Here is a 15,778-nt window from a genome sequence, read left to right on the forward strand (position 1 = left end):
CATGCCCGCCAAGGACGTACCGCCCCGCTGGGACCGCACGATGCAGCAGCGGCTCGCGCGCGGTGAGGCCGCCGCCCTGGGCGAGCTGTACGACCGGTTCGCCTCCCTGGTGCAGGGCCTCGCGCACCGCGTGCTGAGCGACGACACGGCCGCCGCCGCCGTCACCCGCGACGTCTTCGCCCATGTCTGGGAGCACCCCGACACCTACGACCACCGGCAGGGACCTCTGCGTACCTGGATCGCCGCGACGACCCAGCGGCTGGCCGTACAGAAGCTGCGCGAGAGCGAGACGGCCGCGCTCGCCGGCGACTCCCCGGCGGAACTGGCCGCGCTGGAGAGCCGGGTGCGGCACGCCTCCGTCGCCGCCCGCGCCGACTACATCGTCCACTCGATGCCGCACCCGCTGCGGGCCGCGCTGGAACTCGCCTACTTCCAGCGGCGCGACTACCGCCAGGCCGCCACCGACCTCGGCGTCACCGAGGACGAGGCGCGCCGCCGGCTCCGCCTCGGTCTGCAACTGCTCTCCACCGCCCACGACATGGGGGCGCCGCCGGGACTCGGGGGTGCCCGGTGACCGACCCGCACCGCCTCACGGCGCCGGACGGACCTGCGGACGGGGCGGCCGAGCCCGTGCCCCCGCCCCGCTCCCCCGCCGGACCCGAGCGGCTCGACCTCCCGCACGAGGTGCTGCGCTCCCTGCTCGGCGCCTGGGCGCTGGCCGCCTGCTCGACGGCGGAGACGGACGCGGTGGAGGAGCACCTCGGCGAGTGCGGCGCCTGCGCCGACGAGGCGCGACGCCTGCGCGAGGCGGTCGGCCTGCTGCACCGCCCGGAGAGCCTGGAGGTCGACCCCACCCTGCGCAACCGGGTACTGGAGAACTGCCTGCGCCGCCGCCCGCCGCGCGTCCCGGTCCCCGACTGGGCGGCCTCGTACGACGCGGAGACCGCCCGCCTCGACGCGCTGCTGCGGGACTTCGGCGACGCCGAGTGGCACACACCGGTACGGCTGCGCTGGTTCGAGTCGGGCGTGCCCGCGACCCGCCGGACGACGGTCGCCGGAGTGATCGCGCACCTGCTGTCGGTCGACGGGATGGTGGCGACCGCGCTCGGCCTGGAGGACCCGCTGACCGACACCGTCGCCAAGGCGGAACCGGACGTACGGGGCGCGGCCGGGCCAGCGGGCCGGACCGAGGCGTTCTGGCGTGCCTCGCACTTCCCGCAGACCCGCGCGGTACGCGCCCGCTGGCGGGACCAGAGCCACCAACTGCTGCGCACGGTGTCCTTCACCGGCGGCGCGGGCGGATTCCCGGTGAGCTACGGCGACTTCACGCTGCCCCTGCGGGACGCGATGGTGGACCGCGCCTTCGAGTGCTGGGTGCACGCGGACGACATCGCCAAGGCGGTGGACTACCCCTACGAGCCGCCCGCCCCACGGCACTTGAGCCGCATGATCGAACTGGCGGCCCGCATGCTCCCGTTGGCAGTGGCCGCCCACCGCGGCACCTCCCCGCCCACCACCCCCGGCCGCAGCCTCCGCCTGGAGATCGAGGGCGCGGCAGGCGGCCAATGGCTGATCCCCCTGGACTCCCCCGCCGACCCGATCCCCGAACACGAGGTGGCTCACGTGGCCCTGGACGGAGTCGAATTCTGCCGCCTGGCAGCAGGCCACCTGACTCCCGAGGAAACGACAGCGGGCCAGAGGGGCGACAGGGAAGCGATCAGGGACGTCCTGACGGCGACAGCGTCACTGAGCCGGATGTAAGGGACCCAGGGGCGCGGGGAACTGCGCGACAAGCCACAACGAACCCGCACCCGCCAACTCGGCTACGCGAACACGACGGTCCGGCGCCCGTTGAGCAGAATCCTCCGCTCCGCATGCCACTTCACCGCCCGGGCCAACGCCTGACACTCCACGTCCCGCCCGATGGCCACCAGCTGGTCGGGCCGCAGCTCATGCCCCACCCGCTCGACCTCCTGCTCGATGATCGGCCCCTCGTCGAGATCCGCGGTCACGTAGTGCGCGGTGGCCCCGATCAGCTTCACTCCCCGCTCATGGGCCTGGTGGTAAGGCTTCGCCCCCTTGAAGCTGGGCAGGAACGAGTGGTGGATGTTGATGATCCGTCCGCTGAGCGCCTTGCAGAGATCGTCCGACAGCACCTGCATGTACCGCGCGAGAACCACCAGCTCGACCCCCTCCTCCCGCACCAGCTCCAGCAGCCGCGCCTCCGCCTGCGCCTTGGTGTCCCGCGTCACCGGGATGTGGTGGAAGGGGATGTTGTACGACCCCACCAGCTCCTCGAAGTCCGTGTGGTTGGACACCACGGCCGCGATCTCCACCGGCAGCGCCCCGGTGCCGGCCCGGAACAGCAGGTCGTTCAGGCAGTGCCCGAACTTGCTGACCATCAGCACGATCCGCATCTTCTGGTCGCCCCGGCTGATCTGCCAGTCCATGTGGAAGGAGTCACCGATCGCGGCGAAGCTCGCCCGCAGCTTCTCCAGCGTGACGTGGGCCTCCGCCGAGAAGTGGACGCGCATGAAGAACAGACCCGTGTCGTGATCGCCGAACTGCTGGCTGTCCTCGATGTTGCAGCCGGTCATGAAGAGGTAGCTCGACACGGCGTGCACGATGCCCTTTTTGTCCGGGCAGGAGAGGGTGAGGACGTACTGGTCCGCCAGGGTGTCGGCCGTGGCGGCGGCTCGGCTGGGCTGCTCGTTCATGCACTACACGATCTCACGCCGGGCAGCCCGGCCGGGGCCCGTGTCCGTCAGCCGGACGCCGGGCGGGTCCTCAGACGGCGGTGGTCAGGATGCGCAGCGCCTCCAGGCTGCGCGGGGCCGCCGCCGGGTCGTCGCCGTCGCTGGCGGCGAGGCGCAGATGGGCGTCCTGGGCGGCCCGTACCGCCTCCGGCCACTGCGGGTGCTCCAGGTAGACGGCGACCGGGGCGTCCGGGCCGACCTGGTGCATGATCCGCAGCACCCGCAGCACGGCGGTGTCCACCAGCGCCGCCTCCTGCGAGTCCCGGAAGATGGTGCCGACGTATTTCTCGGCCGACCAGTTGTCCAGCCAGGTGTCCTCGACCAGCCGGTAGACCGCGTCGGTGACGTCCCCGTACCCCTCCACGCCCGCGAGCCAGACGTCGCGCTGGAAGGCCGGGTCGGAGAGCATGTGCAGCGCGGAGCGCACGTTGCTGCGCCAGCGCCACCACGGCATGTCGTTAAGCGGCATGCCGCCCATGGTGGAGGAGCGACGGCCGCGACGGGAAGAGTTCTCCGAACCTTGCACGGTCATCGATCGTACGTTCCCCACAACATCGGCAACATCCGCCCCCGGTGTTCACCGTCGTGTCACCCACAGTCGACCGGACGTCACTCCCCGGTTGGCGATGTGCGGGAATCGTGGCGGCCCATGACCGGCAGGCGACACACCCCCGACAGCTCCCCCTCCTCCCCCCGGCCTCGGCGGGCCACCCGGTACGCGGGCGCGCTGGCCCTCTGTACCGCGCTGACCGCCGGCTGCGGGACCGTGCCCGGCACGGACGTCGGCGCCGGGGACGGCACGGTCCGGGTGATGACCTGGGCGCCGCAGAACACCAGCGCCACCAACAAGCCCGGCATGCCCGCGATGGCCCGCGCGTACGCGAAGTGGCTCAACAAGCAGGGCGGGGTCGGCGGCCGCACGCTCACCGTGCTGACCTGCAACGAGCACAACGACAGCGTGGGCGCCGCCAAGTGCGCCCGGCGCGCGGCGGCGGAGAACGTGGTCGCGGTCGTCGGCTCCTACAGCCAGTTCGGCGACTCCTTCCTCGCTCCGCTGGAGAGCGCGGGCATCCCCTACATCGGCGGCTACGGCGTCACCAGCGACGAGTTCACCGGCCCGTACTCCTACCCGGTCAACGGCGGCCAGCCCGCGCTGCTGGCGGGGCTCGGGGAGGCGCTCGCGGCGGGCTGCGGCCCGGTCGCGCTGGTGCGGCCGGACAGCATCGCCGGGGACCAGCTGCCCGCGCTGCTCGACTCGGGTCTGAAGGCGGGCGGCCACCCGGCGGCCACCGACCAGCTGGCCGCCGAGGACGCCACCGAGTACGGCGACCAGGCCGAGCGGGCCTTACGCGGCGCCACCGCCGACCCGGCGCGCAAGGGGTGCGTGGTGCCCGCGCTCGGGGACCGCACCGACACGTTCATGGACTCCTTCCGCCGTGCCCGCGCCGGCCACGCCCCGGTGCGCACGGCGACCGTGCTGGGCAGCGTCGACCAGACGGAGATCAACGCGACCGGCGGCGCCTCCGGCCCGTACGAGGGGGCGTACATCACGGGCTGGTACCCGGTGGCGTCCGATCCGCGCTGGAACCCGATGAAGCAGGTGATCAGCGAGGAGGCGTTCGGCGACAACAGCATCGACCCGGCCGACGCCGGGGTGCAGACCACCTGGATCGCCTACACCGTGCTGCGGGCCGCGCTGGAGCGGATCGGCGACGGCGACGTGACCCCGGACGCGGTGCGCCACACCCTGGACGACGGGCTGAAGGTGTCCACCGGCGGGCTGACCCCGACCCTGCACTGGCCGGACGAGACCCGGCTCGCGACGGTCGGCTTCCCGCGTCTGGTCAACGCCGACGTCACCCTCCAGGTGGTCCGGGAGGGCAGGCTGACCACCGTCCGGCGGGGCAGCACGGGGGCCGCCGCGGGCGGCGACATGACACGGACGCTGGAGAGCGCGGACGTGGGCTGACCCCCGGCCCGCGCCCGGACCTCAGAGCTGGGTCGGCTGGCGGGTGGTGAGCCCGTACTTGGTGGCGATGGCGTTCCAGAGCTCGGCCGCACGCTTCTTCTCGATCGTGGCCGTACCGCTGGCTTGGCCGGCCGCTCGGCCATGATCTGTGAGGCGGGCGTGGCCCTTGCCGCAGACCTTCTTGCTCTTGGCCTGAGCGGCCCACATCGCGTAGTGGTTGTCCGCCGAGGCCGACGCCTGCCACGCCTTGGTCAGCGCCGCGTTCAGCTCGGCGTTGTTCGGCAGCTTGTCCACGGACAGCTTGCCGAGCCGGGTGACCAGGTCGGCGCGCTGCTGGGCGGCGCCGCGCAGGTCGGCGGCGGCCTGGTCGAGGTTCTGGCACTGCCTGATGCGCTCGACCGCCTGGATCACGGTGGAGCGGCTGCTGCCGCTGTCGGCGAGCAGCTTGTCCAGCTCGGCCGCCTGCGGCTGGGCCGGGTCGGCGGCCGACGCGGACGGCGAGGGCTTCTCGCTGGCCGGGGTGGAGGAGGCGACCGGCCGGTTGTCGTCGCCGTCGTCACCGCCGCCGCTGAGCAGGGCGCCCGCGCCGATGCCGAGGACGACGATGCCGACGCCGACGGCCGCGATCAGCGGCACCCGCGAACCGGTACGGCCGCCACCGCGCCGTCCGCCGTCGTCGTCGTGGTCCATCGGCGGCCGGTAGGCGGGCTGAGCCGAGACCATGGGCGCCGGCGGACGCGGGTCCGGGGCCGGGACGCGCGGCATCTGCTGGGTCGAGCCCTGGGCGGCGCCGGCGCCGTACTGGGTGCCCCGGAAGAGGTTGTCGAACTCGGCGGGCGGCTGCCGGTCGGCGTCGTCGGCACCGGCCTGGTAGGGCGGGATGTACTGGGTGGCCGCCTCGTCCGGCCGCTGCTGCGGGTAGCCCTGACGGCCGTCGTTTCCGGTGGCCTCGGGCGGCAGCGCGCCCGACGCCACCGGAGGTATGTACTGCGTCGCGGCCTGGTCGGTGCCGCCGGAGGGGACCGGGGGAAGGTACTGGGTCGCGCCCTCGGGGCCCTGGCCAGCGCCGGGGCCCACCGGCGGCATGAACTGGGTGGCCGCCTCGTCCATCGGCGGCAGCGGCGCGGACTGCTGCGGATAGCCGTCGTTGCCGTACCCCTGGTGCTGCTGGGGGTAGGGCTGCGCGCCGCCGTAGCCCTGCGCGTCGTAGGCGGGGCCCTCGGGCGGCATCGGGCCGGGACCGGACGGCTGCTGCGGGGTCTGCCACTCCTGCGCGGCGGCCGGGGGCCAGCCCTGGCCCTGCTGGTGCTGGGGCTGCTGCTGGTCCTGGCCGGGGCCCCAGGAGCCGCCCCAGGGCTGGCCGCCCGGGGGTACCGCGGGTGTCCCCGTCATGCCCGGCAGCAGGGGCTCCCCTCCGTCGGAGGGCAGCACGATGCCTTCGTGCGCGGGTCGCGCCGAGGGCTCATCGCCCTGTCCACTCTGCGTCACCGGGACTCCTGCGATTGAAGGACGTTCGGAATCGTCGGCTCACGCTACCGGGTCCGCGGAGCCCGGTGCCACGCAGCTCAGCGCCCGAGTGCCCTTTCCCACAAGGGCACTCGGGCGCACCGACTGTTCAGGCGGCCTGCCGGACGTCGAGCCGCGCTCCGAACTCCCGCACCACCGCCTCGTCCCGGAAGGGCTGCAACCGCTGCTGGAGGTCCTCCAGGTACTCGGTGCCGCGCTCGGAGCGGAGCGTCTCCAGCAGCTCCACGGCCTTCATGCCGGTGCCGCACGCCTGCTCGATCTCGCGCTGCTGCACCTGGGCCGTGGCGAGGAGCACATAGCCGATGGCCCGGCGCCGGGCCCGCGAGACGGGGTGCCGCTCCAGCGCCTGCCGGGCGTATCTCGCGGCGGCCTCGGCCTGTCCGAGGTCACGGTGGCAGTGCGCCAACTCGTCGGCCAGATAGGCCTCGTCGAAGTGGGCGATCCACACCGGGTCGTCGCCGTGGGAGGCGTCCGCCCGCTCCAGCGCCGCGATGGCCCGCCCGGCGGACGCCTGTGCGGCGCGCACATCGCCCAGTACGGCGTGCCCGCGCGCCTCGGCCGCGTGGAACATCGACTCCGCGCGCGGGGTGACCCGGCCCCGGGCGCCCTCCTGGGCGGCGCGCGCCAACTGGGCGATCTCGCGCGGGTTTCCGAGTTCGGCGGCGAGGTGGCTCATGGAGGCGGCCAGTACATAACCGCCGTACCCCCGGTCCCCGGCCGCCTGCGCCAGGCGCAGCGACTGGATGTAGTACCGCTGGGCCAGGCCCGGCTGGCCGGTGTCGACCGCCATGTACCCGGCCAGCTCGGTCAACCGGGCCACGGCGGCGAAGAGTTCCCGCCCGACCGCCTCCCGGTAGGAGCCGGCGAGCAGGCCGGAGACCACGCTGTTGAGGTAGTGCACGACGACCGGGCGCACATGCCCGCTGCCGTACTGGTGGTCGAGGTCGACCAGCGCCTGGGTCATCGAGCGCACGGCCGCCACGTCGGCCTGGCCCACGCGCGGGCCCGCCTGCCGGGCCACCTGGGCGTCCGGCGCCGAGATCAGCCAGTCCCGGCTGGGCTCGACCAGGGCGGAGGCGGCGACCGAGGAGCCGGACAGGAAGTCGCGCCGCCCCACGTCGCTGCGCCACAGCTCGCAGACCTGCTCGATGGCCCCGAGGACCGTCGGGGAGAACTGCAGGCCCACGCCGGAGGCGAGGTTCTTGCCGTTGGCCATGCCGATCTCGTCGATCGTGACCGTACGGCCGAGCTTGCGGCCGAGCGCCTCCGCGATGATCGCCGGGGCGCGTCCGCGCGGCTGCTGGCCGCGCAGCCAGCGGGCCACGGAGGTCTTGTCGTAGCGCAGGTCGAGTCCGTGCTCGGCGCCGCACATGTTGACCCGCCGGGCCAGCCCCGCGTTCGAGCACCCCGCTTCCTGGATGAGTGCCTGCAGCCGTTCGTTCGGCTGCCTCGCCACTAGCGGCCTCGCGGCCATGCGCTACCCCCTGCGAACCCCTGGAGCGTGAAGATCACTGGTCGTTCCGGTCTGCAGATCACTTCCCAGTCGACATAACGTCAATGCGCGACATGTGCGGTTTGCCGGGGTAAAGCCGTCTCCCCCGCGCGCCCTGTGCCTACCCGCGCCGCCCGTTCGCCTCTCCCGCGCGCCCCCGCCCGTGCTCCCGTGCGCCCCGGCGACCGGGCCGGTGTGCCGCCCCGGCGCACGGCCGGGCCGTAACTCCGGGTGGACGCGGCAGTTGAGTGGGACGTGGACGAGACGACCGCGGGCCCCGAGACGGCCCGGATTCCGCGCCCGCGCGGGGGATCGCTGGTGGAGACCGCCGTTGCGTACGCCGAGGAGCGGCACTGGGACGTGCTGGCGGGCAGTTGGCTGGTGGACGCGGGCGGCGTCCGGTACTGCTCCTGCGGCGACACCGTCTGTCCCGCGCCCGGCGCGCACCCCACGCGCCCCGACTGGGCGACGCGCGCCACCGGCAGCCCGGCGGTCGTCCGGGAGATGTGGCGGGAGCAGCCCTCGGCGTCGATCCTGCTGCCGACCGGCCGCACCTTCGACGCGCTGTCCGTTCCGGAGAGCGCCGGGTTCCTGGCGCTGGCCCGGATGCGGCGCATGGATCTGAACCTCGGCCCGGTGACCCTCACCCCGGACCGGCGCATGCAGTTCCTCGTGCTGCCGGGCGGCGCGGCGAAGGCGCCGGAGCTGGTGCGGCAGGTCGGCTGGGCGGCGGCCGCGCGCGATCTGGTCGCGCTGGGCGACGGGCGGTACCTGGCGGCGCCGCCGACCCGGATCGGTTCACGGGGCGCGGTGCAGTGGGCGTGCCGCCCGACGCCGGCCAACCGGTGGCTGCCGGACGCGGAGGAACTGATCCCGCCGCTGGCGTACGCCTGCAACCAGGACTGCTGAGCACTGCCCGGGCTTCGCGGTTCCGCCGCACGGGTCCCCCGGCGAGGGCCGTCACCGTAGGGTTTCCGTCATGACGGAGGCAGCGGTACGGGTACGGGGACTCTGGAAGCAGTTCGGGCAGCATGTCGCGGTGGGCGGCATCGACCTCGATCTGCCGGCCGGGAAGTTCATCGGGCTGGTCGGCCCGAACGGGGCGGGCAAGACCACCACCCTGTCGATGGTCACCGGTCTGCTCCGGCCCGATCAGGGGTCCGTCGAGATCGTGGGGCACGACGTGTGGCAGGACCCGGTGGCGGTGAAGTCCCGGATCGGGGTGCTGCCGGAGGGACTGCGGCTGTTCGAGCGCCTGTCCGGGCGTGAACTGCTGGCCTACAGCGGGCGGTTGCGGGGGCTGCCGGGGGCGGAGGTGGACAAGCGGGCCACCCAGTTGCTGGACGTGCTGGACCTCGCCGGGTCGCAGCACAAGCTCGTCGTCGACTACTCGACCGGCATGCGCAAGAAGATCGGGCTCGCCGCGGCCCTGCTGCACAACCCCGAAGTGCTGTTCCTGGACGAGCCGTTCGAGGGCGTCGACCCGGTCTCCGCGCAGATCATCCGGGGTGTGCTGGAGCGGTACACCGCGTCCGGCGCGACCGTGGTGTTCTCCTCGCACGTGATGGAGCTGGTGGAGTCGCTGTGTGACTGGGTCGCGGTGCTGGCCGCCGGACGCATCCGGGCGACCGGGACGCTGGCGGAGGTGCGCGGGGAGCACCCGACCCTGCAGGCCGCGTTCCTGGAGCTGGTGGGCGCGAGCGGGCGGGACGCCGGGTCCGATCTGGACTGGCTCGGCGGCGGGGCGGTCCGATGACGACCGCGACGCCCGCCTCCGCGACCTCGGTACTGGTCCGGCTGAAGCTGTCCCTGCTGCGCAACGGGCTGCGCCAGTCCACGGGCCGGCGCGCCGCGTTCGTCGCCTCGGCGGTGCTCACCCTGGTCTTCGCGCTGCTGCAACTGCTGGGCTTCGTCGCCCTGCGCTTCCAGTCCCACCCGGAGTCCGTCGCCGTGCCCGGTGTGGCGGTGCTGGCGCTGGGCTGGGCGGTGATGCCGCTGTTCTTCCCCGGCGGCGACGAAACCCTCGACCCGACCCGCCTGGTCATGCTCCCCCTGCGGCCCCGGACGCTGGTACGGGGGCTGCTCGCGGCCTCGCTGGTCGGCATCGGCCCGGTGTTCACCCTGCTGGTGCTGGCGGGCTGCGGGCTGGCGCTGGCGCACGGAGCGGGCTGGGCCTTCGCGGTCGTGGGGGTCGCGCTGGCGCTGCTGACCTGCGTGGCGCTGGCGCGGGCGGTCGCCGCGGCCAACGTCCGCCTGCTGACCAGCCGCAAGGGCCGCGACCTTGCCGTACTGAGCGGGCTGGTCATCGCCATCGGCGCCCAGCTCGTCAACTTCGGTGCGCAGCGGCTCGGTTCGGGCGGACTCGGCCGACTCCGGCCGGTCGCCGACGTGCTGGCCTGGGTACCGCCCGCGTCCGCGCTGGGCGCGGTCCGCTCGGCGAGCGAGGGGTCGTACGGGGTGGCGCTGGCGCAACTCGCCCTGTGCGCAGTGCTTCTGGTGCTGCTGGTCGGGGCGTGGGCGCGGAGTCTGACCCGGCTGATGACCTCACCCGACGGTTCCACGCTCCAGGCGGCCGACGACGGTGGCCGTGACCGCGCCTCGGCGGGGCTTGCCCGGCTGCTGCCGGCCGGGCGCACGGGGGCCGTGATGGAGCGGACGCTGCGCTACATCTGGCGCGACCCGAAGACCAAGGCGGCGTGGGTGACCTCGCTGGCGATCGGACTGATCGTGCCGGTGTTCAACGCCATCCAGGGCACCGGCTCGCTGTACTTCGCGTGCTTCGCCTCCGGGATGCTCGGCATCCAGATGTACAACCAGTTCGGGCAGGACACCTCCGCGTTCTGGATGGTGGCGATGACCGTCTCCTCCCCGCGCGACGCCTACGCCGAGCTGCGCGGGCGGGCGCTGGCCCTGCTGCTGATCACCCTGCCGTACGCCACCCTCGTCACCGTGGTCACCACCGCGCTGCTGGGCGACTGGTCGCGCCTCCCCGAGGTGCTGGGCCTCTCCCTCGCCCTGCTCGGCGCCATGCTCGCCACCGGCGCCTGGACCTCGGCCCGCTCCCCCTACTCGATACCGCAGGAGGGCCACAAGAACGTCGCCCCCGGCCAGGCGGGCCTCGCCTGGATCTCCATCTTCGGCGGCATGGTCGCCTCGGCTCTGCTCTGCTCCCCGGTGATCGCGGCGACGATCTGGCTGAACATCAGCGACGGGGGCGCCCAGTGGTCCTGGCTGCTCCTCCCCGTGGGCGCCGCCTACGGGGCCGCCCTGACCCTGACGGGCCTCCGCCTGGCAGCCCCGAGAACGGCTGCCCGGCTCCCGGAGATCCTGGCAGCGGTCAGCAAGGGCTAGACGGCACCGGTTCGGCGGAGGGGGCTCGCCTCAGGAGGGCGAGTCCCCTCGCGCCCCGCCGACCGAATGCGGATCGCCCTTCAGGGTGTCCCCAAGTCACTCAGGAAGCCGTCCAGTACCCCCTGCCAGGCCGTCGGCTGGTCGTAGTGGGGGACGTGGCCCGCGTCGGGGATCTCGGCGTAGTGGCCGTCCGGGAGGACGCGGACCATTTCCTGGGCCTCGGCTCGGCCGAGTTCGCCGTCGAGGCCGCGGACGACGAGGGTGGGGCAGCGGACCTGGGTGAGTTCGTCCCAGTGGGCGTCGTGGACCCAGGTCTCGCGGGTGCGGAGCATGCGGTCGGGGTCGAAGAGGGGGCGCCAGCCGTCGGCGGACTCGTGCATGACCTCGGCGTAGAAGGCACCGCGCGCGGGGTCGGGACGTTCGAGGCGGGGATCGTCCTCGGCGAACCAGCGCCGGACGTCGGCGAGGGTGGCGAACGGCAGCGGCCAGGAGCGGAACCAGTCGGCCCACTCGGTCTGCGAGGCGGCGCCCAGCGCGGAGGCCCGCATGTCGCAGATGACGAGGCCGCGCACCAGGTCCGGACGGCGGGCGGCCAACTGCCAGGCGGTGAGCGCGCCCATCGCGTGGCCGACGAGGACGGCGGGGGCGAGGGCGAGCTGCTCCAGCGCGGCCTCGGCGTCCTCGACGTAGGCCTCGCGGGTGCAGGCTTCCAAGGGCGGCTGCGCGCTCTGCCCGTGCCCGCGCTGGTCGAGCGCGACCGCGCGGTACCGCCCGGCGAGCCCGCGCGCGGTGGACGCCCAGTGCGCGGCGCGCCCCATCAGCCCGTGGAGGAGTAAGACGCCCCGCGCGCCGGGCCCGGTCCCCTCCTTGGGCGGGTCCGCGAACTCCCACGCGGCCAGCCGCACCCCGCCCGCTCCTGTGACCTCGATACGTCGTGCCATAGACCTGGCACCCCCCAGCTCCGCCTGCTTCGTACCGTTGTACTGCCGCTGTCGCTGTCGTGTGTTTCGCCTGGTGCTGCCGTCGCAGATTATCGAAAACTCATTCGACACGGGCGTTCGCTCCGCCAACACCCCTCGTTCGAGTGACACCGTAAGAGGAATGATCGCCCCCGCCGAGGGGATCTTCTCTGGCGTGGGGGGCGGACCGCTCGGGGAAAAACGGTCCGGAGGGACTGACCCTGGGAGCTCGGGGCTCCGGGTCGGTACCGGGGAGGTGAGGCCCCGGCGCCGCGGCGGCGCCGGGGCCTCCTCACGGTCAGCGCTTGGCGACGAAGACGTGGGAGGCGACGTCGGAGGCCAGCTCGGCCGCCTCACCGCCGCTGCCCACCAGCACGCCACCCGCCGACTCGGTCACGCTCACCACCGAGCCGGGCTGCACACCCGCCCGCCGCAGCGTGTACATGAGCTGGGCGTCGGTCTGGATCGGCTCCCCGATCCGGCGCACCACGACCGTCTTGCCGTCCGAGCCGGGGTCCAGCTCCGCGAGCGAGACCATGCCCTCGTCCAGGAACGGGTCGGCGCCGTCCTTCTCGCCCAGTTCCTCCAGACCCGGGATGGGGTTGCCGTAGGGCGACTCGGTGGGGTGGCGCAGCAGCTCCAGCACGCGGCGCTCCACCGCCTCGCTCATCACGTGCTCCCAGCGGCACGCCTCCGCGTGCACCTGCTCCCACTCCAGCCCGATCACGTCCACGAGCAGACACTCGGCGAGCCGGTGCTTGCGCATCACGCGCGTGGCCAGCCTGCGGCCCTCGTCGGTCAGCTCCAGATGGCGATCGCTGGCCACGGACACCAGTCCGTCCCGCTCCATGCGCGCCACCGTCTGACTGACGGTCGGCCCGCTCTGGTCGAGCCGTTCCGCGATGCGGGCGCGCATGGGGACGACGCCTTCCTCTTCCAGTTCGAGGATGGTGCGGAGATACATCTCCGTGGTGTCGATCAGTCCGGACATACGTGCCCCTCGATTACTTTGCCGAAGAGCTCACCGCTCCCGGCGCGTGCGCTGGCCCAGAATCAATTCTGCCGGATACCACCGACAATCGTGCCGCGCCGGCGAAACAGCGGGAACCGGCCGCGCCTCGGCCGGGAAGCGCGGGCCGTATTGACACCGCGCTGGTCCGGACCGCACGGTGATCCGCGACATCGAGGCGCGAAGGGGCACCCGCATGAGCGACGGCACGCCGGCCGACCGGTTCCTGGACGCGGCGATCGGCCTGCTGCGGCGGGTGCGCGAGGAGGAGGCCGGGGCCATCGCCGCCGCCGGGACCCTGCTCGCGGACACGGTCGAGTCGGGCGGACGGCTCTTCGCCTTCGGCGCCGGACACTCCTCGCTCCCCGCGCAGGACGTCGTCTACCGCGCGGGCGGCCTCGCCCTGATGAACCTGCTCGCCGTGCCGGGCGTGGTCGGCATCGACGTCAGCCCGGCTGTCCTCGGCTCCGCCCTGGAGCGGGTGGACGGCCTCGCCTCCGCCGTGCTGGACAGTTCACCGCTGCGCGACGGCGACGCCCTGGTGATCATCTCCCTGTCCGGCCGCAACGCGCTGCCGGTGGAGATGGCCCGGCACGCGCGCGCCCTGGGCATCAAGGTCATCGGCGTCACCTCGGTCGCCTACGCCACCGGTACCGCCTCCCGGCACTCCTCGGGCACGTTCCTGAAGGACCACTGCGACCTCGTACTGGACTCCAAGATCGCGGTCGGGGACGCCGAGCTGACCCTCGACACCGTCCCGGCGCCCTTCGCGCCCGCCTCCACGGTGGTCACCTCGGCCCTGATGCAGTCCATGGTCGCGACGGCGGCGGCCGCTCTGGCCGACCGGGGCGTGGAGCCCCCGCTGCTGCGGTCGGGGAACGTGGACGGCGGGCACGACTGGAACGCCCGGATCATGGAGAAGTACGGCGACCGGATCTACTACCACCACTAGGGCCTCTCGTTTGGATCTTGCCGGGCTCGCGGGCCCTGGCACCGCGCCTCGCGGCGTTGTCGTCGGTTGCCATGGCTCCGCCATGTCGCCCTCCTCCGCCTTGCGATGCACGGCACCAGACCCCGCTCCCTGATCCGGCCTGATCCAAACGAAAGACCCTAGACCGCCGTCCCTCTGCCGCCGTCGGCGGTTCAGACCTGCCCGGCGCCCCGAACCGTGTCCGCCAGGTCCAGCGCCGCCGCGATGCGCGCGGCCACCTCTTCCGCGTACGTCGTGTCCGTGCGGTCGAAGCCGTCGCGGGACGTGCCGCGCAGGAAGGTCAGCACGCCCAGGGTCCGCCCCCGGCTGCGCAGCGGGGTGCACAGCGCGTGGGCGGTGTCGGCGGGCCAGTGCCGGGTGCGGGCCCACTCCCGCGAGCGCTCGGCCGGTACCCCGTTCACATCGGCGCGCACCGTGCCGCCCCGTTCGGTGCACCGGGGTGCCGGGTGGTCCGGGGCGTAGCGCACGGGCAGCCCGGTGTGGACGTCGGCGCCCGGTGTCCCGGCGGGCGTGGCGGCGAGCCGCTCCAGCCGTACGGTCTCCCCGCGCGAGTCCGTCAGCCGGTCCAGCAGGGCGTGGTCGGCGAAGCCGGCGAGGGCGAACTCCAGGTGGACGACGGCCGCCTCGGCGGGGTCCTCGCACTCGGCGGCGGCGCGGGCCGCGCGGTGCAGCTGGTTGCCGCGGAACCGCAGCAGGGACGCCTCGCGCTCCCCCAGCCGGGCCTCGGTGACGTCCTGGAAGAGCCAGCCGACCCCGAGCGGCACCGGTTCCTGCCCCAGCGGAGAGGCCAGCCGGACGAACCCGCTGCGCCAGCAGCGCCGCCGTTCCCCCTCGGCCGTGCGTACCGTCACCCACAGCTCGATCGGGCCGGGCGGGGCGCCCTCGGCCAGCACATGGGTGAGCGCGTTCTCCAGCTCCTCCACCCCCTGGGCGAGGAGTTCGCCGAGCGGCCGCCCGAGCGCGGCGGACCGGCCGACGCCCAGGGCCCGCGCGGCGTGCGCGTTGACGACGGCCGGTCGCAGGTCGGCGTCGATGAGGACGACTCCCCAGGACGCGTCCTCGAACAGGGCCTCGCTCAGCGCGATGGACCGCTCCAGGTCGATCTGGGTGTGCACCTCGCTGAACGCGCAGTACAGGCCCGCCGGGCGGCCGTCCGGGCCGCGTACGGCCGCCGACTGGGTGCGCACCAGGACCCGGCGGCCGTCCTTGGTGACGAGGGCGAACTCGTGGACCTGGCGGCCGGGGGCGCGCATCGCGGACCGCAGCCGCTCGCGCACCTCCGCGTCGTCGGCGCTGCGCACCGCCCAGCCGGCGAAACCGGGCCGGCCGACCGCCTCGGCGGCGCTCCAGCCGAGGATGCGCTCGGCCTCGCGGTTCCAGTGGGTGACGGTGCCGTCCGCGTCGAAGGCGCACAGGGCGGCGTCCATGCCGTCCAGCAAGGCGTTGAGCAGGTCGGCGCCGCCCGGTTCCTCCGGTCCCAGCTCGTCGGTGGTCCCACTGCGCCGGGAAGCACTCACCCTGGTCCCCCTTGCACGATCCGTCCGGCTGACGGCGTCGATGGTCATTCAACTCGACCGTGACCCAGCCCACACGCCGTTCCGCCAGATTGCGGCGGTGAAAATCACTTGAACCTCCGGTGCCCGGTTTTTTAGGCTGGCGGCACACGGAAGGGAGGTGGTTCGGCAGATGTATGGAAACCGGACGCGTGAGGTGGCTGCGGGCTA

The 15,778-nt window shown here is 73.5% G+C and carries 14 protein-coding genes; 7 read left to right on the top strand and 7 right to left on the bottom strand.

Features of this window, described 5'->3' with window-relative positions:
• The first annotated feature begins 1 nt into the window (after window position 1).
• The gene (locus E5082_RS32950) at window positions 2-574 is read left to right on the top strand and encodes an RNA polymerase sigma factor (RefSeq protein WP_135791904.1); all 573 of its coding nucleotides are present in this window, start codon (window positions 2-4) and stop codon (window positions 572-574) included.
• Window positions 571-1,761: a maleylpyruvate isomerase N-terminal domain-containing protein gene (locus tag E5082_RS15945; RefSeq protein ID WP_135791905.1), complete on the top strand. Its 1,191-nt coding sequence runs from the start codon at window positions 571-573 to the stop codon at window positions 1,759-1,761. The genes E5082_RS32950 and E5082_RS15945 overlap by 4 nt, the downstream gene beginning before the upstream one ends.
• Before the next feature lie 62 nt (window positions 1,762-1,823).
• On the opposite strand, the gene purU is transcribed toward E5082_RS15945, so the two are convergent.
• Window positions 1,824-2,717 carry a formyltetrahydrofolate deformylase gene (gene purU, locus E5082_RS15950; RefSeq protein ID WP_135791906.1) on the bottom strand — a complete coding sequence of 298 codons (894 nt, stop codon included), beginning with the start codon at window positions 2,715-2,717 and terminating at the stop codon, window positions 1,824-1,826.
• Between the two features lie 70 nt (window positions 2,718-2,787).
• Entirely contained in the window at window positions 2,788-3,288 is a 501-nt protein-coding gene (locus tag E5082_RS15955; RefSeq protein ID WP_135791907.1) for an SCO4402 family protein, read from the bottom strand.
• Between the two features lie 117 nt (window positions 3,289-3,405).
• Here E5082_RS15955 and E5082_RS15960 point away from each other — a divergent pair, with 117 nt between their 5' ends.
• Window positions 3,406-4,725, top strand: a complete 1,320-nt coding sequence (locus tag E5082_RS15960) for an ABC transporter substrate-binding protein (protein ID WP_167514072.1) — start codon at window positions 3,406-3,408, stop codon at window positions 4,723-4,725.
• A gap of 21 nt (window positions 4,726-4,746) precedes the next feature.
• Here the strand turns inward: E5082_RS15960 and E5082_RS15965 are convergent, their stop codons facing one another.
• Both E5082_RS15965 and E5082_RS15970 read right to left on the bottom strand, forming a co-directional pair.
• Complete coding sequence (locus tag E5082_RS15965; protein WP_135791908.1) at window positions 4,747-6,213, bottom strand: hypothetical protein; 1,467 nt, start codon at window positions 6,211-6,213, stop codon at window positions 4,747-4,749.
• A 127-nt stretch (window positions 6,214-6,340) separates the two neighbouring features.
• Window positions 6,341-7,726 carry an NsdA family TPR-like regulatory protein gene (locus E5082_RS15970; protein WP_135791909.1) on the bottom strand — a complete coding sequence of 462 codons (1,386 nt, stop codon included), beginning with the start codon at window positions 7,724-7,726 and terminating at the stop codon, window positions 6,341-6,343.
• Window positions 7,727-7,999: 273 nt separating this feature from the next.
• Here E5082_RS15970 and E5082_RS15975 point away from each other — a divergent pair, with 273 nt between their 5' ends.
• From E5082_RS15975 to E5082_RS15985, 3 genes are all read left to right on the top strand, one after another.
• Complete coding sequence (locus E5082_RS15975) at window positions 8,000-8,653, top strand: bifunctional DNA primase/polymerase (RefSeq protein WP_135791910.1); 654 nt, start codon at window positions 8,000-8,002, stop codon at window positions 8,651-8,653.
• A gap of 70 nt (window positions 8,654-8,723) precedes the next feature.
• Window positions 8,724-9,500, top strand: a complete 777-nt coding sequence (locus E5082_RS15980; protein ID WP_135791911.1) for an ABC transporter ATP-binding protein — start codon at window positions 8,724-8,726, stop codon at window positions 9,498-9,500.
• On the top strand, window positions 9,497-11,095 hold the full coding sequence (locus E5082_RS15985) for a transporter (protein WP_135791912.1): 1,599 nt from the start codon (window positions 9,497-9,499) through the stop codon (window positions 11,093-11,095). Before E5082_RS15980 ends, E5082_RS15985 begins: the two co-directional genes overlap by 4 nt.
• An 80-nt stretch (window positions 11,096-11,175) precedes the next feature.
• Here E5082_RS15985 and E5082_RS15990 read toward each other — a convergent pair whose 3' ends face one another.
• Together E5082_RS15990 and E5082_RS15995 are read right to left on the bottom strand one after the other, a co-directional pair.
• Window positions 11,176-12,036: an alpha/beta fold hydrolase gene (locus tag E5082_RS15990; protein WP_135791913.1), complete on the bottom strand. Its 861-nt coding sequence runs from the start codon at window positions 12,034-12,036 to the stop codon at window positions 11,176-11,178.
• Between the two features lie 316 nt (window positions 12,037-12,352).
• Window positions 12,353-13,045 (bottom strand): iron-dependent transcriptional repressor DtxR, encoded by a 693-nt coding sequence (locus E5082_RS15995; RefSeq protein ID WP_086689846.1) that lies wholly within the window; start codon window positions 13,043-13,045, stop codon window positions 12,353-12,355.
• A gap of 214 nt (window positions 13,046-13,259) precedes the next feature.
• Between E5082_RS15995 and E5082_RS16000 the strand changes: the two genes are divergently transcribed.
• Complete coding sequence (locus E5082_RS16000; RefSeq protein ID WP_135791914.1) at window positions 13,260-14,015, top strand: SIS domain-containing protein; 756 nt, start codon at window positions 13,260-13,262, stop codon at window positions 14,013-14,015.
• 191 nt (window positions 14,016-14,206) lie between these two features.
• Here E5082_RS16000 and E5082_RS16010 read toward each other — a convergent pair whose 3' ends face one another.
• Window positions 14,207-15,571 (bottom strand): PAS domain-containing protein, encoded by a 1,365-nt coding sequence (locus tag E5082_RS16010; protein WP_135791915.1) that lies wholly within the window; start codon window positions 15,569-15,571, stop codon window positions 14,207-14,209.
• Window positions 15,572-15,778: the final 207 nt, after the last annotated feature.

Origin of the sequence: Streptomyces griseoluteus (genome assembly GCF_004784465.1) — a bacterium.
In the GTDB taxonomy this organism is placed as follows: Bacteria; Actinomycetota; Actinomycetes; order Streptomycetales; family Streptomycetaceae; genus Streptomyces; species Streptomyces griseoluteus.

Bases quoted from the DNA above. Each gene is read 5' to 3' on its own strand.
- E5082_RS15980 (WP_135791911.1), top strand. From the start codon at position 8,724: ATGACGGAGGCAGCGGTACGGGTACGGGGACTCTGGAAGCAGTTCGGG.
- E5082_RS15960 (WP_167514072.1), top strand. From the start codon at position 3,406: ATGACCGGCAGGCGACACACCCCCGACAGCTCCCCCTCCTCCCCCCGG.
- E5082_RS15995 (WP_086689846.1), bottom strand. From the start codon at position 13,045: ATGTCCGGACTGATCGACACCACGGAGATGTATCTCCGCACCATCCTC.
- E5082_RS32950 (WP_135791904.1), top strand. From the start codon at position 2: ATGCCCGCCAAGGACGTACCGCCCCGCTGGGACCGCACGATGCAGCAG.
- E5082_RS15985 (WP_135791912.1), top strand. From the start codon at position 9,497: ATGACGACCGCGACGCCCGCCTCCGCGACCTCGGTACTGGTCCGGCTG.
- purU (WP_135791906.1), bottom strand. From the start codon at position 2,717: ATGAACGAGCAGCCCAGCCGAGCCGCCGCCACGGCCGACACCCTGGCG.
- E5082_RS15970 (WP_135791909.1), bottom strand. From the start codon at position 7,726: ATGGCCGCGAGGCCGCTAGTGGCGAGGCAGCCGAACGAACGGCTGCAG.
- E5082_RS16000 (WP_135791914.1), top strand. From the start codon at position 13,260: ATGAGCGACGGCACGCCGGCCGACCGGTTCCTGGACGCGGCGATCGGC.
- E5082_RS15990 (WP_135791913.1), bottom strand. From the start codon at position 12,036: ATGGCACGACGTATCGAGGTCACAGGAGCGGGCGGGGTGCGGCTGGCC.
- E5082_RS15955 (WP_135791907.1), bottom strand. From the start codon at position 3,288: ATGACCGTGCAAGGTTCGGAGAACTCTTCCCGTCGCGGCCGTCGCTCC.